Below are 14,051 nucleotides of genomic sequence, written 5' to 3'. Positions count from 1 at the left end.
TGTAGGACTCATCGGGTTTATGAATATGGCGAATACCATGATCATGAATATTACGACAAAAAAGCAGGAATATGGTATATTACAGGCTGTGGGTATGACAAATAAACAATTAAATTTATGCCTGCAGTTACAGGGACTGATGTTTACGGTTGGTACCATATGCGTAGCTTTGATCATTGGTCTGCCGCTCGGCTATGCACTTTTTTCCTATGCAAAACATATGGGAATATTTGGAATGAATATCTATCATGTTCCAATCGTACCAATTTTTATTATGATTTTTTTGGTCGGTCTGTTGCAGATTGTACTTTCATGCGTTTTAAGCAGTAATCTGAAAAAGGAAACGCTGGTTGAAAGAATAAGGTATGATGGATAGCTATAGTATAGTGTATCATCGATTTTTAGTGTAACTGTCACTTTGCTTAAGAAGTGACAGTTGAAAGTGTCGGATACAGCGATATCAGCTTTTCGCGTGCATCTCCCGTTTGAAAGTGCCATTGTATCTTAGCTGTATGACAATTACGCTCCTGTTCCCATGCTGATAGCTCACACTTGAGTTTTTCAATACGGTAAGAGTCATATTTGGGTGCTTTAAAATACCACGTTTTTTGAATTTTTACCATCTGCCGTCTTATATGAAGTTCATGCTTTTCCAGATCGATATCCTCGATCAGGTCAATTGCAAAGGTTTCACTTATTCGTGTTCCGATATTGTACGGGACGACTAAGGAAAGATAAAAATTGCCGTCCTGGTGTTGGGGAACACCGGGACGTTTTTTTATTCGAAGTTTTTCAGCAATTCCGCGATTGTGATCTGCAGATCGCCGTAGATGCCGACAGTCAGCGGCTGATCGAAAGGAACGATCATCGGCGCGACATCTTCTTCGTAGCGGTATATGGTGGTCCGCCTCCGGGGCGGATCCACGATCCAGTATTCCCGAACACCGGCCTCAGAGTAAAGAGTGTTTTTCGTGATATAATCCATCTTCCGGCTGCTGGGAGAGACGATCTCCACAATGAAGTCCGGTGCACCGCTGATTCCCTTTGGATTAATCTTACTCCGGTCGCAGACAACGGAGATATCCGGTTCTACGTAAGTCGTATCATCCGCCTGCAGGTTTACGGCAAGCGGTGACGGGAGCACCTGACAGGAACCGTTGTGGCTGCGGATATAGTCCCGGATCGTGGCGGAAAGCTCCATACAAAGCGTCTGGTGCAAATAGCTCGGCGGAGCCATCATATACATCTTTCCGTCGATCAGCTCGGCACGTTCGCCTTCGGGGAGAGCGTAAATGTCTTCAATTGTGTAGTACTGTGGATTTGGTAATGGCATGAGATCGACTCCTTTCTGTGAAATAGATATTTAGTTACCCTAGTGACTCAAGCTCGACGTTATCCGATGGGGTAGTGTTTATATTTGCACGGTCAAATCCTATGCGTAATGCTCGCTGAAGATGTCCAACTGATGCACGTTGACGATCTGTAACTAATTCTCCAGCCTCTATAAAGTAATTATCTGCTGTAATATTGTCTACATAATAGTGATTTACTTCTGAATTAAGAATTGTTTTATCTGCTAATTCTGTCAAATCAGCAGAGCTTATAGAAGAAGAATCTAAAAGCTCCGTTTTTGGTGGTATTTCTTCTACTCCTGGCGTGGCAGCGATATTTAAACTTTGCATTTCATTTAGACCAGAAATTTCAGCAGCTTGTTTCTTTTGAAGATGAATTTTGTGAAAAAATTTTACCAGTGCACTTATTATCTTTACGGCAAAAACCAATCCGAGGATGATTCCGACAGTAGTTAAAAGCATAGTTCCAAATTTAATAATTTCTGAGAGGTAAGTATCTATAATGGCACCTATAATTAGTATGATTATTATGTAGATTAAACAACCGCATCCAGATCCATTCTGGGAAGATTTTTTCGAACTCATAATATATAATATATAATATCTCCTGCGTTGATATTTATTTCCAGAACTCCATCACTTGTAGTGATGGAACAAATCGGATTGTATAATTATCTATTGTGACAAGGTTTTCTACGTATTTTCTACTGTAGCACTCCAAAGCTTCTTTTACTATCAGATTTTCAGATTCTGATAAGATCAAGAGTTCTTCGTAAGTCACAAAATCACTCCCATTCGCTGTCGTCTTGCATAATATCGTCGGCGTGTTGCTTCTGCTCTGGGGTAGCACCAAGGTCATGAGCTGCATTCAGGAATACTTCGTCTTCCATGCGTTGCGTAGTCAAAAGATTTTCTATATAAGAAAGCCCCTTGTCTTGATTCGATGAATTCAATTTCCGATATGACTGAATCAAAGATTTTTCTTTTTCTGTATTGCAGTAGAATTTGTTTGACAAAGCAGTGGAATCTTGCCGCTCCATTGGAACATCTGCGCCCATGAGCCACGCTTCGTTGACATCTAAAGCTTTTGCTATTAGATAAATATTATTTTGTTTTGGAACGTATCTTCCGGCAATATAGGAACTTAAAGCACCTTTGCTGATACCAGTCTTTTCTACCAGATCAGCCTGTTTGTAACTTCGTAGTTCCATTCCTTCTAATATTCGTTGAGAAGTTGTACCCATTATGTATACCTCCTTATGAATGAATAGTAACATAAAAGTTTAGAAAACGCAACAATTTTATAATGATAATTAAGGATAGTTTAGAAAACCAAACAGAAAGGATAATAGCAATGAAAGAATTGTTGAAAATTAATTACGAAACAGAAAGACCGACTGTATCAGCAAGAGATTTGCACGAGGCGCTTGGTATTTCATCAAGATTCAGCAGATGGTTCGATACAAATAAGGAATTGTTTGTAGAAGGGGAAGATTACAACAAGTGTACATCAAGTACGTTTGTAAATAATGGAGCAAGAAGAGAACTTGAGGACTATGCTATAACTGTATTAATGGCAAAACATCTCTGCCTCATGAGCAGAACCGAAAAAGGCAAGCAGTGCCGCCAGTATTTGATCGACTTAGAGAAAGCCTGCTGTTGTCTGTGGAGAAATCCGCGGATGATGGCAGGCTTATTTTTTGTTTGAGACCTCAAACTTTTATGTGACAAACGTAACTGTCTGTGATATTATAAAAACGATATAAGCGAAATTGACTTTTGCGGAAACGAAAGTATCTTTATATTTTTTTATGCGTATACTTCCTATTGTGGGATTAAATGATTGCAAAGTTGGTTACTAATATTTTTTCATTATTACAGGTACAATAAGAACATGTAATAGCGGAAATGAGATATAGTTACTTGCAGATAGAGAAGTATATTGCGGATAAAATAACATCTTTATGTGAAAAGCGTGACATCAGTAAATACAGATTATCGCAGCTGTCAGGAATTTCCCAGTCATCACTGGGAAGAATCATGGCGAAGGAAAACCTGCCGTCACTGATCACACTTGAAAAAATATGTACAGCATTGGGCGTGACATTATCACAGTTTTTTCAGGAAGGTAATTCAGAGAATCTGACAGAAGAGCAGAAAGAAGTTCTAGAGATATGGAACGATCTGAGTACAAATGAGCAGGAAACAGTAATGTCAATGCTGCGTGGACTTCGGAAGTAGGAGAACAGTTCGGTATATGTATCGGCTGTTCTTTTTTTGAACGTTAAAACGGTAATGTTTTTCTTGTGTACAGTAGAGCGTTATAGTATAATAAAACCAGTTTTTTTGCATAAGTTTAAAAGCTTAAAAAGGACAATCGGCAAACCAGATGAAAGTCTGGGACGCAAAGCTACAGGGCCTGTAAAATGGCAGCCAGTTGCATAAAATGAGGTGCACTGTCTGTCTGGCAGTGCTTTTTTCGGTGTTATTTCATAGACGTATCTATAATAAGTATTAGGAGAACTTGTAATGAAAAAGAAAAAATGGAGCAGAGTTTTGACTGTGCTTCTGGCAACGGTGACGGCCGTATCACTTTTGTCAGGCTGCGGCGCGAAGAGTGCAGAAAAAGAAGATGCAGAAACGATCACGGTGTATTTATGGAGTACAAACCTGTATGAAAAATACGCACCATACATCCAGGAACAGCTTCCGGATATCAATGTTGAATTTGTAGTAGGGAACAATGATCTGGATTTCTACAAGTTTCTTAAAGAAAACGGTGGCCTGCCGGATATTATAACCTGCTGTCGTTTTTCGCTGCATGATGCAAGTCCGCTGAAAGACAGCCTGATGGATCTTTCCACAACCAATGAGGCAGGTGCTGTCTACGATACATATCTCAGCAATTTCAGAAACGAGGATGGAAGCGTAAACTGGCTTCCGGTATGTGCAGATGCCCATGGTTTTGTAGTGAACAAAGACCTTTTTGAAAAATATGATATCCCGTTGCCAACAGATTATGAAAGCTTTGTCTCTGCCTGTGAGGCATTTGACAAAGTGGGGATCCGTGGGTTTACGGCAGACTATTATTATGATTATACCTGTATGGAAACACTGCAGGGGCTGTCCGCATCAGCTTTGTCATCTGTAGACGGACGCAAGTGGCGAACCACCTACAGTGACCCGGGTAATACAAAGAGAGAAGGCCTTGACAGTACAGTCTGGCCGGGGGCTTTTGAACGTATGGAGCAGTTCATCCAGGATACAGGACTGAGTCAGGATGATCTGGATATGAATTATGATGATATCGTTGAGATGTACCAGAGTGGTAAGCTTGCCATGTACTTTGGCAGTTCTTCCGGTGTAAAAATGTTTCAGAATCAGGGAATTAACACAACATTCCTGCCATTCTTTCAAGAGGACGATAAAAAGTGGCTGATGACCACGCCATATTTCCAGGTGGCTTTAAACCGCGATTTGGAACAGGATGAGACACGCAGCAAGAAAGCAATGAAGGTGCTGAACACAATGCTTTCAGAGGGTGCACAGAACCGCATCATTAGTGATGGTCAGGATCTGTTAAGTTACAGTCAGGATGTGCCTTTCCATCTTACGGAATATATGAAAGATGTGAAACCTGTGATCGAAGAAAACCATATGTATATTCGTATTGCGTCAAATGACTTTTTCTCTGTTTCCAGGGATGTGGTTTCCAAAATGATCTCTGGAGAATATAATGCAGAGCAGGCCTATGAGTCATTTAACAATCAGCTTCTTGAGGAGAAATCCACTTCTGAGAAAGTAGTATTGGATTCACAGAAGTCTTATTCCAACCGTTTCCACAGTAGTGGAGGTAATGCAGCCTATTCTGTTATGGCAAATACTCTGCGGGGGATTTATGGATCGGATGTGCTGATTGCTACGGGAAACAGTTTTACGGGAAATGTACTGAAGGCAGGATATACAGAAAAAATGGCACGCAATATGATCATGCCAAACGAACTTTCAGCTTATAGCAGCAAAATGAGCGGTGCTGAACTGAAAGAGATGATTAAAAACTTTGTAGAAGGCTATGATGGAGGTTTCATCCCATTTAACCGGGGTTCTCTGCCTGTGCTCAGTGGCGTTTCTGTGGAAATTAGTGAAACAGATGATGGCTATACATTAAGTAAAGTTATAAAGGATGGAAAACAAATTCAGGATGAGGATACTTTTACGGTGACCTGCATTGCTTCACCGCAGCACATGGAAGCTTATCCAGCAGATGAAAATATTGTATTTGATGGAGGAGGTATCTCTGTAGATGATACCTGGACAGCATATATTTCAGATGGTGATGCTGTTCTTGCAGAGCCAGAAGATTACATGACCCTAAGGTGAGAAGAATGGATGTTATGAATTATAATAGAAACAGAAAGAAACCTGTCAGGAGAAAAGGGTTAAGGATAGTTGCCTTTCTTCTTCTCTTTATAGGAATTGTTCTGGCTGTTTTTCGATATTATAAATTTGTATCGAAAACTATTTATGAGGAAAGTGTTTCTCATCTGACGGAGGTTTTTCATCAGTCTGATAATATGCTGAGGGAACTGACAGATAAGAACCTGACATATCTTCATATGTGGAGTGAGAATCTGCGGAATATCCAAAGTGAAGACGAAATTCGTGAATATATTGAGAAAGCACAGGAAGATGCAGGCTTTTTGGAGTTCTATTTTCTGTCTGCGGTCGGAGACTATAAGATGGTAACAGGAGAAACCGGGTATCTTGGATTGCAGGAAAATATGGAAGAGGAGATTCGGCAGGGAAATGATGTGATAACTAATGTAACAGTTCCCGGAAAATCCCAGTTGCTTGTTTTTGTTACTCCTAAGGCTCATGGAATTTATCAGGGATTTGAATATGATGCAATTGCCATTGCTTATGAAAATTCTGATATCGTAGATGTGCTGGATATTTCTTCTTTCAATGGAAATGCTCAGAGTTTAATTGTTCATCAGGATGGTCGTGTTGTGATTGATCATTCTTCCGAGTCATGGGGAAACGTTTATAATTTCTTCGGTCTTCTGAGAAATCATTCAGATATGTCTGAAAAACAAATCAATGGGCTTTGGGAGAAGTTTAAAGCGGGACGTACCGATGCGATGCTGCTAAATCTGGATGGAAGGGATTATTATCTGGTCTATGAAAAATCAGATATTCAAGACTGGATGTTTCTGGGACTTGTCCAGGCCGATATTGTCAATGCCAGTATGAACAATCTGCAGTTTACCACGATACTTCTTGTTGGAACTGTTATACTTTGCATTGCTGCTTTTTTTGTCAGTCTTATTATCCAGAAAAGCAGGAGAAATCTTAAGAGAAAAGATGCAGAGATTTTGTACAGAGAGGAGTTATTTCAAAAGCTTTCAATGAATGTGGATGACGTTTTTATGATGCTGGATGCCCAAACATATCAGACGGATTACGTCAGCCCTAATGCGGAAAAACTGCTGGGTATTACAGTAGAACAGATTCGAAAAGATATTCATGTTTTAGGAAAACTACACCCTGAAGATTCTAAAGACTCGCAGAAGAATTATCTGAAAGAAATCCCGGTTCATGAACAGCAGGAGTGGGATTTTGAATCGATACATCGGAAGACAGGAGAAAAGCGTTGGTTTCATAATATTGTAATGTGCAGCGAGGTAAATGGGAAAAAGAAATATATCCTGGTTATGTCGGACCGTACCTCGGATCGGAAAATGAACCAGGCACTCTCAGAGGCAGTCCATGCGGCAGAGACTGCAAATAGGGCAAAGAGTATTTTTCTTTCCAATATGTCTCATGATATCCGGACACCAATGAATGCGATTATTGGTTTTACGACACTGGCTGTAAGTAATATAGATGATAAAAAAAGAGTCCAGGATTATCTGGGCAAAATTCTTTCTTCCAGTAAGCATCTGCTTTCACTGATCAATGATATATTGGACATGAGCCGGATCGAGAGTGGAAAGATCCATCTGGAAGAAACGGAAGTCTGCCTGTCGGATGTGCTTCATGATCTGAAGGCCATCATCAGTGGACAGATTCATGCGAAGCAGCTGGAACTTTATATGGATGCCATGGACGTTACGAATGAAGATGTCTATTGTGATAAACTGCGGCTGAATCAGGTACTGCTGAATCTTTTGTCCAATGCGGTTAAGTTTACTCCGGCAGGGGGAACTGTTTCTGTCCGTCTCAGACAGTACCCGGGGAAAGTAAAAGACAGCGAACTGTACGAATTTCGGGTAAAGGATAATGGAATCGGTATGAGTCAGGAATTTGTAGAAAAGATCTTTTCTCCTTTTGAACGTGAGCGGACTTCTACTGTCAGCCGGACACAGGGTACAGGACTTGGCATGGCCATTACCAAGAATATTGTAGATATGATGGGCGGAACCATTGAGGTTCAGACAGAACAGGGCAAAGGCACAGAATTTATTGTCCGTCTGCCATTCCGGATCCAGTCTGAGCACCAACGTATAGAGAAGATCGCAGAGCTGGAGGGCCTTAAGGCACTGGTTGTAGACGACGACTTCAATACCTGTGACAGCGTGACAAAAATGCTTGTGAGGGTTGGAATGCGTTCGGAATGGACACTTTCCGGCAAGGAAGCTGTTCTCCGTGCGCGGCAGTCTATGGAACTGGGAGACGCGTTCCACGCTTATATTATCGACTGGCGTCTTCCGGATATGAATGGTATTGAAGTTACCCGCCAGATCCGCAGCCTCGGTGATGATACGCCGATTATTATCCTGACGGCATATGACTGGTCAGATATTGAAGTGGAAGCCAGAGCAGCAGGAGTGACTGCATTCTGTGCAAAACCTCTGTTTATGTCAGATATCAGAGATACCTTGATGACTGCTATCGGCCAGAAGCAGGCAGAGGCCGAGGATACAATCCTTCCGGCAGCAGATTTGGATTTCAGGGGCAGATGTATACTGCTTGTGGAAGACAATGAGCTGAACAGCGAAATTGCGGTGGAAATTCTGAAAGAATATGGATTCCTGGTTGACACTGCCGAAAATGGAGCAGAGGCAGTGGAGAAAGTTAAGAATTCGAAGCCAGGTAATTATGATCTGGTGCTGATGGATGTGCAGATGCCGGTAATGAATGGATACGATGCTACGAAGCAGATCCGCGCGCTGGATGATCCGGCACTGTCGGGAATTACCATTCTTGCCATGACCGCTAATGCTTTTGATGAGGACAGAAAGAAAGTTCTGGAATGCGGTATGGATGGATTCTTATCCAAGCCAATAATTATTGAAGAATTGATTGATACGTTACAGAAGAATCTGCTGGATTAGGCAGCAGATGTACGTTATGATGCAGCCGGTATGAATGCACATCTTTCAAAACCGGTTGAGATGAAGGTACTGGAAAAGACGATCAGAAACATAAAATCCGGTGGGGGGTATCGAACCGCAGGTCATTGAATAGTAACAAATGGAAAGTAACCAGACATAAAAAAATCGAAAAGGATAGTTAAGGATAGACAGAAAATGAAAGGAAAAAGAGTGATTGCAGGCATTCTGCTTGCAGGAATTTTAGCAGTCACCCTGGCAGGGTGTAAAAACACAGATAACATAAAAGAAGAAACCGAAAAACCTGTTATTACCCTCGGCAGCGATAACTATCCACCATATAATTATCTGAATGAGGATGGAATCCCGACAGGAATTGATGTGGAACTGGCTACGGAAGCATTCAAAAGAATGGGATATCAGGTGGAGGTTGTCCAGATAAACTGGGAGAAGAAAAAAGAACTGGTAGAGAGCGGAGAGATTGACTGTATCATGGCCTGCTTTTCTATGGAAGGGCGTCTTGACGATTACCGCTGGGCAGGACCATACATAGCAAGCCGTCAGGTGGTCGCTGTAAACGAGAACAGTGATATCTATAAACTGAGTGACCTGGAGGGAAAAAACCTGGCTGTCCAGTCCACAACCAAACCGGAAGGCATCTTTCTGAACCGGACGGATGAGAGGATCCCAAAGCTGGGAAATCTGATCAGCCTGGGACACCGGGAACTGATCTATACGTTTCTGGGAAAAGGCTATGTAGATGCAGTTGCCGCACATGAGGAATCTATCGTCCAGTATATGAAGGATGATGATGCAAGCTTCCGTATCCTGGAAGAGCCTTTGATGATCACCGGAATAGGCGTTGCTTTTGCAAAAGAGGATGACAGAGGAATCTGTGAGCAGATGAGCCAGACGCTGGAAGAAATGCGTCAGGATGGCACATCCCTGAAAATCATTGAAAAATATCTGGATGATCCCCAGAAGTATCTGGAGGTGGATGATCTTGGATATTAAGAGAAGTAAAAAAGAAAAACGAATCCAGATGCTCGGAGGTCTGATTGGAATCTGTGTGGCTGTAGTCTCTCTGTTTTATTTCTTCCACGCAGAAAAATCAGAAGAAGAGAAAAGAATGGTGGAGATTGTAAACTATGTGAAAGTGCAGTGCTCCACCTATACCCATTATAATGAATCTTCGGAATCCAAAAGTCTCCTCCGTGCCATTGAAAGTGCCAGACAGATGAGTACAAATATTAAAACTGAAACAGAAAACGGAGGCCAGTTAAGCGAGGATTTCCTGAAAGAAAACCTGCAGACTCTCTGGGTGGATGGCATCATTGTACTGGATACAGAAGGAAAGATGGATTGTGAATACAGTACGGATGAATCTCTGGCCAATGAGATTACAGAGTATCTGCAAAAAGATATTATCATGGACTTTGACGGATATGAAGAAAGAACTTATTCGGAACAGTTTGACAGGGAAGATGGATCACATGTCGACATTGCAGCCTGTGCCAGAAAAGATGCTCCGGGTATTGTTGCAGTTTACTATTACACTTCTCCTGAATTTGCCAGAAACTATACACTGACGATACAGGGACTTTTAAACGGTTATAGTACTCAGAAAGATGGAACGATTCTTGTTGCAGACGATGGAATCGTTGTTGCCAGCAATGATGAGAGTCTGTTAGGACAGAATACGGCTGACAACGAAGTTGTTCAGGCAATGAAAAAGCATACAGACAGTCATCACATTTACCATTTGAAGAATGAAGGAATCGGATGTTATGGAATCATGCTGAAGCAGAGGGATTATTATATCTATGCGTATCTTCCGGATACAGAAGTGTTCCATAACCTTCCATTAAGTGTGATAAGCGTTATTTTTCTATATTTTCTGATGTTTAGTATCTTCTGGTTCTGGACATATAGAACCAATCTGGCACACCGGAAACAGGAACAGGAAAAAGATGAAAAATATAAAGCAGAACTTCTGATAGCAGCAAAAAAGGCAGAAGCCGCCAATGAGGCAAAAACAGAGTTTCTCCAGCGGATGAGCCATGATATCCGGACTCCGATCAATGGAATCTGCGGCATGATCAATATGGCAGACCATTATGCAGATGATATGGAGAAGCAGACAGAATACAGAGCAAAGGTGAAAGAGGCATCCAATCTGCTGCTGGAACTGGTAAATGATGTTCTGGATATGAGTAAGCTTGAGTCAGGTGAAATCGTTTTGGAAGAGGTTCCATTTAATCTGAGAAAAATCTCTGAGGAAGTGCTTGTTGTGATCGAACAGATTGCTGCAGAACAGAATATCCGGATTGTATGGGAGAAAAAAGAAATCACACACCGGGATTTTATTGGAAGTGCAGGATATGTGAAACGTGTGATGATGAATATCCTGTCAAATGCGGTGAAATATAACAGGGCAAACGGACAGATCTATATCAGCTGCATGGAAATTCCATCCGAACAGCCAGAAATGACGACAATGGAATTTGTCTGCCGGGATACCGGAATCGGAATGTCAGAAGAGTTTCAAAAACATATTTTTGAACCATTTGCACAGGAACACACTGGAAGCCGCACAAAATTTACCGGAACAGGTATGGGAATGCCGATTTCGAAGAAGCTGATTGAGAAAATGGGTGGAACGATTACCTTTGAAAGCGCAGAAGGCATAGGGACGACATTTGTGATCCGAGTTCCGTTTAAAATAGATCTGGATGCGGATAAACGGGAAGAACAGACGGATGTATCCAAAAAATCTATAAAGGGGCTACATATTCTTCTGGCAGAAGACAATGAGCTGAATATGGAAATCGCAGAATTTATGCTTCAGAATGAAGGTGTTGTCGTGACAAAAGCCTGGGATGGTCAGGAAGCTGTTGAGCTGTTCAGAAATAGTGAACCTGGTGAGTTTGATGTCATTCTTATGGACATTATGATGCCGGTCATGAATGGTTATGAAGCCACAAAGATGATCCGGTCTCTGGACAGAGAGGATGCAAAGAAAATACCGATCATTGCAATGACAGCAAATGCGTTTACGGAGGACAGAATAAGGGCAAAAGAAGCAGGGATGGATGAACATGTTGCTAAGCCTGTTGATGTGGAATTACTGATAAAAGTAATTTATAAATTGGTGAAATAATTGATAGGGCAGCATCCGGATCCGCAGGAACTTTAATTTGAAAAAATCCGGCAGAGTGTTTATAATAGATGGGAAAAACAAAACAGAAAGGCAATGCCGTTATGCGTAAAATTACAGAATTAAAAGAAAAACAGGAGATTGCGCTTGGAATATTACTGTATCTGGATGAAGTCTGCCGGAAACATCACCTGATCTATTTTGCAGCAGATGGAACGCTGCTCGGGCTGATCCGGCATCAGGGGTTCATTCCGTGGGATGATGATGTGGATGTCTGGATGCCGAGAGCGGATTATGAAAAACTGGAACAGATTGTAAACAGCGAAACGGATACACCGTACCGCGTCATGAATTTTCATAATACAAAGGGTTTCACACTGGCATACGGAAAGCTGGTACACACCGGAACGAGTCTTGTGGAGCACGTGGCAGGAGCTGTGGATACCGGTCTTTTCGTCGACATTTTCCCATTTGACGGACTGCCGGAAAAAGATACACCGGAGTACGACCGTCACTGGAAAAAGCTGCTGTTTCTGGAAAGCCAGCGGATGAATGCATTCCGCACCTACCGCCAGACCTTAAAAGGAAACAAAGGAAGCTTCGCAAAATGGTGCAAATGGGCGATCCGGAAATGTTATGGAAAAGAGCGGATTCTGCGCGAGATGGAAAAAGAGTGCAGAAAGTACCGCGCGGAGGACTCAAAGTGGGTGGCCTGCCAGTGCGGCGGTTACCGCAAGTCGGACGCGATTCCCAAAACAGCGATCGAAGAGATCGTGCGCCTTCCGTTTGAAGGCCATCTGATCAATGCCCCGGCGGGATACGAGACGTATCTTCACACCCTGTACGGCGATTACCATCAGCTTCCGCCGGAGGATCAGCGTCATCCTGCGCATGTGGGAGATGCCTACTGGCGTTAGAACAGAGAAAAAAGCAGATAGAGAGGTAAGCAATGAGTAAAATACTGGTGCTGGGACGTACCATGGACATGGGCGGAACGGAAGTGGCCATGGCAGCGCTGCTGCAGAAACTGGTGGAGAAAAAAGAAGATGTAACGCTTCTTCTGGTCGAAAAAAGAGGCGTTCTGCTGGAGCGGATTCCGAAGGAAGTGGAAGTGCGCCAGATGATCTGGAACAAAAAACCGCATCCGGCTTTGGAACGGATTGTGGGAAAACGGGAGACACCGGCAGAACGGTCTTTCTATGCCAGAGGAATGGGCGTATTTCTAATGCGCGTCGTGTATGGAAAGAAACGGTATGGAAAACTGTATGAACGGATTCTGGAGTGTGTGGAGCCGGAAACAAAACAATACGATCTTGTTTTCGACTTTTTCGGATTCGGTGCGTTCACAACCGCATTCGGAGCCAGAAAGACGAATGCGCGGAAAAAAGCGGTCTGGTTCCACGGAGAAAATCTCTGGTGGCTGTTCCGGACAAAGGACTTTATTCCGGAGTATGACAAAATTTACTGCGTTTCCGAGCCTGTCCGGAAACAGGTCATTGCCCGTTTTCCGGAACTCGCGGACCGGACAGAGGTTCTGCTGAATTTCATTGACATCAAACAGGTGCAGAGACGGAGTGAGGAGCCGCTTAGCGATCCGCAGTACACAGGAGAGCTGAAATTTCTGACTGTGGGAAGAGCTTCGGAAGAAAAAGGATATGATATTGCGGTGCAGATTACGGCGGAGCTGAAAAAACGGGGACTTCGCTTCAAATGGTTCATCATCGGTGATGGAAGAGATCTGAATAAGCTGCGGACCATGGCAAAGGAATATCAGGTGGAGCAGGAAATTATTTTTCTCGGAATGCGCGAAAATCCTGCGCCGTACGTAAAATCCTGCGACCTGTATCTCCAGCCGTCCCGTCACGAAGGCTATCCGATTACGATTGTAGAGGCGAGAAGCCTGCAGAAGGTCATCATCGCTTCCGATATTCCGTCCATGCGCGAGCAGATCCGGGATGGGGAAAACGGATATCTCTGTCCACTGGATGTGATGCAGTTTGCTGATAAAATCCAGAAAGTGCTGGCAGATCAGGAAGGACGCGATGTGGTCAGAAAGAAGCTGCGGGAGGAACCCATTGATTTTTCAGCGGGATATGCGCAGATAGAAGCGTTTGCAAAAAAATAAAAGAGAAACAGCAAGAAAAAACGCCAGAACCGGCGATAAGATATTTCCGGTTCCGGCGTTTCTTTAGTCCTGGCGTCCCTGCT

12 protein-coding genes and 1 riboswitch are annotated in these 14,051 nt (G+C 42.8%); of the genes, 9 read left to right on the top strand and 3 right to left on the bottom strand.

Going from position 1 to position 14,051, the window contains the following annotated elements; all coding sequences use genetic code 11:
• Window positions 1–376 (top strand): FtsX-like permease family protein (locus ACY2VT_RS03610; protein WP_461878910.1); only part of this gene is annotated, 376 nt, incomplete at its 5' end.
• Window positions 377–778: 402 nt separating this feature from the next.
• On the opposite strand, the gene ACY2VT_RS03605 is transcribed toward ACY2VT_RS03610, so the two are convergent.
• The 3 genes from ACY2VT_RS03605 to ACY2VT_RS03595 all read right to left on the bottom strand — a co-directional run bounded on the left by ACY2VT_RS03605 (window position 779) and on the right by ACY2VT_RS03595 (window position 2,596).
• Window positions 779–1,333, bottom strand: coding sequence for a Uma2 family endonuclease (locus tag ACY2VT_RS03605; RefSeq protein WP_461878909.1), 555 nt, complete (start codon window positions 1,331–1,333; stop codon window positions 779–781).
• A 34-nt stretch (window positions 1,334–1,367) separates the two neighbouring features.
• Entirely contained in the window at window positions 1,368–1,937 is a 570-nt protein-coding gene (locus ACY2VT_RS03600; protein ID WP_461878908.1) for a DNA translocase FtsK, read from the bottom strand.
• 200 nt (window positions 1,938–2,137) lie between these two features.
• On the bottom strand, window positions 2,138–2,596 hold the full coding sequence (locus ACY2VT_RS03595) for a helix-turn-helix domain-containing protein (protein WP_461878907.1): 459 nt from the start codon (window positions 2,594–2,596) through the stop codon (window positions 2,138–2,140).
• A gap of 62 nt (window positions 2,597–2,658) precedes the next feature.
• Between ACY2VT_RS03595 and ACY2VT_RS03590 the strand changes: the two genes are divergently transcribed.
• From ACY2VT_RS03590 to ACY2VT_RS03555, 8 genes are all read left to right on the top strand, one after another.
• On the top strand, window positions 2,659–3,060 hold the full coding sequence (locus ACY2VT_RS03590) for an antA/AntB antirepressor family protein (protein ID WP_461878906.1): 402 nt from the start codon (window positions 2,659–2,661) through the stop codon (window positions 3,058–3,060).
• 215 nt (window positions 3,061–3,275) lie between these two features.
• Window positions 3,276–3,593: a helix-turn-helix domain-containing protein gene (locus ACY2VT_RS03585; protein ID WP_461878905.1), complete on the top strand. Its 318-nt coding sequence runs from the start codon at window positions 3,276–3,278 to the stop codon at window positions 3,591–3,593.
• Window positions 3,594–3,721: 128 nt separating this feature from the next.
• Window positions 3,722–3,797: riboswitch (cyclic di-GMP riboswitch) on the top strand.
• 84 nt (window positions 3,798–3,881) lie between these two features.
• Complete coding sequence (locus tag ACY2VT_RS03580; protein ID WP_461878904.1) at window positions 3,882–5,732, top strand: extracellular solute-binding protein; 1,851 nt, start codon at window positions 3,882–3,884, stop codon at window positions 5,730–5,732.
• A gap of 5 nt (window positions 5,733–5,737) precedes the next feature.
• On the top strand, window positions 5,738–8,689 hold the full coding sequence (locus ACY2VT_RS03575; RefSeq protein WP_461878903.1) for a hybrid sensor histidine kinase/response regulator: 2,952 nt from the start codon (window positions 5,738–5,740) through the stop codon (window positions 8,687–8,689).
• Between the two features lie 195 nt (window positions 8,690–8,884).
• Window positions 8,885–9,700 carry a substrate-binding periplasmic protein gene (locus ACY2VT_RS03570; protein ID WP_461878902.1) on the top strand — a complete coding sequence of 272 codons (816 nt, stop codon included), beginning with the start codon at window positions 8,885–8,887 and terminating at the stop codon, window positions 9,698–9,700.
• Window positions 9,684–11,846 (top strand): ATP-binding protein, encoded by a 2,163-nt coding sequence (locus tag ACY2VT_RS03565; protein ID WP_461878914.1) that lies wholly within the window; start codon window positions 9,684–9,686, stop codon window positions 11,844–11,846. The genes ACY2VT_RS03570 and ACY2VT_RS03565 overlap by 17 nt, the downstream gene beginning before the upstream one ends.
• Before the next feature lie 68 nt (window positions 11,847–11,914).
• On the top strand, window positions 11,915–12,760 hold the full coding sequence (locus tag ACY2VT_RS03560; RefSeq protein WP_022461471.1) for a LicD family protein: 846 nt from the start codon (window positions 11,915–11,917) through the stop codon (window positions 12,758–12,760).
• Between the two features lie 32 nt (window positions 12,761–12,792).
• Complete coding sequence (locus ACY2VT_RS03555) at window positions 12,793–13,968, top strand: glycosyltransferase (RefSeq protein WP_461878901.1); 1,176 nt, start codon at window positions 12,793–12,795, stop codon at window positions 13,966–13,968.
• The last annotated feature ends 83 nt before the right edge of the window (window positions 13,969–14,051 follow it).

It is taken from the genome of Fusicatenibacter sp. (assembly GCF_050872605.1).
Taxonomy (GTDB): Bacteria; Bacillota; Clostridia; order Lachnospirales; family Lachnospiraceae; genus Fusicatenibacter.
This window is presented reverse-complemented; position numbering and strand designations above follow the sequence as displayed.

What these genes read in the sequence shown, in the direction of transcription:
- ACY2VT_RS03605 (WP_461878909.1), bottom strand. Translation starts at nt 1,333, where the DNA reads ATGCCATTACCAAATCCACAGTACTACACAATTGAAGACATTTACGCT.
- ACY2VT_RS03600 (WP_461878908.1), bottom strand. Translation starts at nt 1,937, where the DNA reads ATGAGTTCGAAAAAATCTTCCCAGAATGGATCTGGATGCGGTTGTTTA.
- ACY2VT_RS03595 (WP_461878907.1), bottom strand. Translation starts at nt 2,596, where the DNA reads ATGGGTACAACTTCTCAACGAATATTAGAAGGAATGGAACTACGAAGT.
- ACY2VT_RS03590 (WP_461878906.1), top strand. Translation starts at nt 2,659, where the DNA reads ATGATAATTAAGGATAGTTTAGAAAACCAAACAGAAAGGATAATAGCA.
- ACY2VT_RS03580 (WP_461878904.1), top strand. Translation starts at nt 3,882, where the DNA reads ATGAAAAAGAAAAAATGGAGCAGAGTTTTGACTGTGCTTCTGGCAACG.
- ACY2VT_RS03575 (WP_461878903.1), top strand. Translation starts at nt 5,738, where the DNA reads ATGGATGTTATGAATTATAATAGAAACAGAAAGAAACCTGTCAGGAGA.
- ACY2VT_RS03570 (WP_461878902.1), top strand. Translation starts at nt 8,885, where the DNA reads ATGAAAGGAAAAAGAGTGATTGCAGGCATTCTGCTTGCAGGAATTTTA.
- ACY2VT_RS03565 (WP_461878914.1), top strand. Translation starts at nt 9,684, where the DNA reads ATGATCTTGGATATTAAGAGAAGTAAAAAAGAAAAACGAATCCAGATG.
- ACY2VT_RS03560 (WP_022461471.1), top strand. Translation starts at nt 11,915, where the DNA reads ATGGGAAAAACAAAACAGAAAGGCAATGCCGTTATGCGTAAAATTACA.
- ACY2VT_RS03555 (WP_461878901.1), top strand. Translation starts at nt 12,793, where the DNA reads ATGAGTAAAATACTGGTGCTGGGACGTACCATGGACATGGGCGGAACG.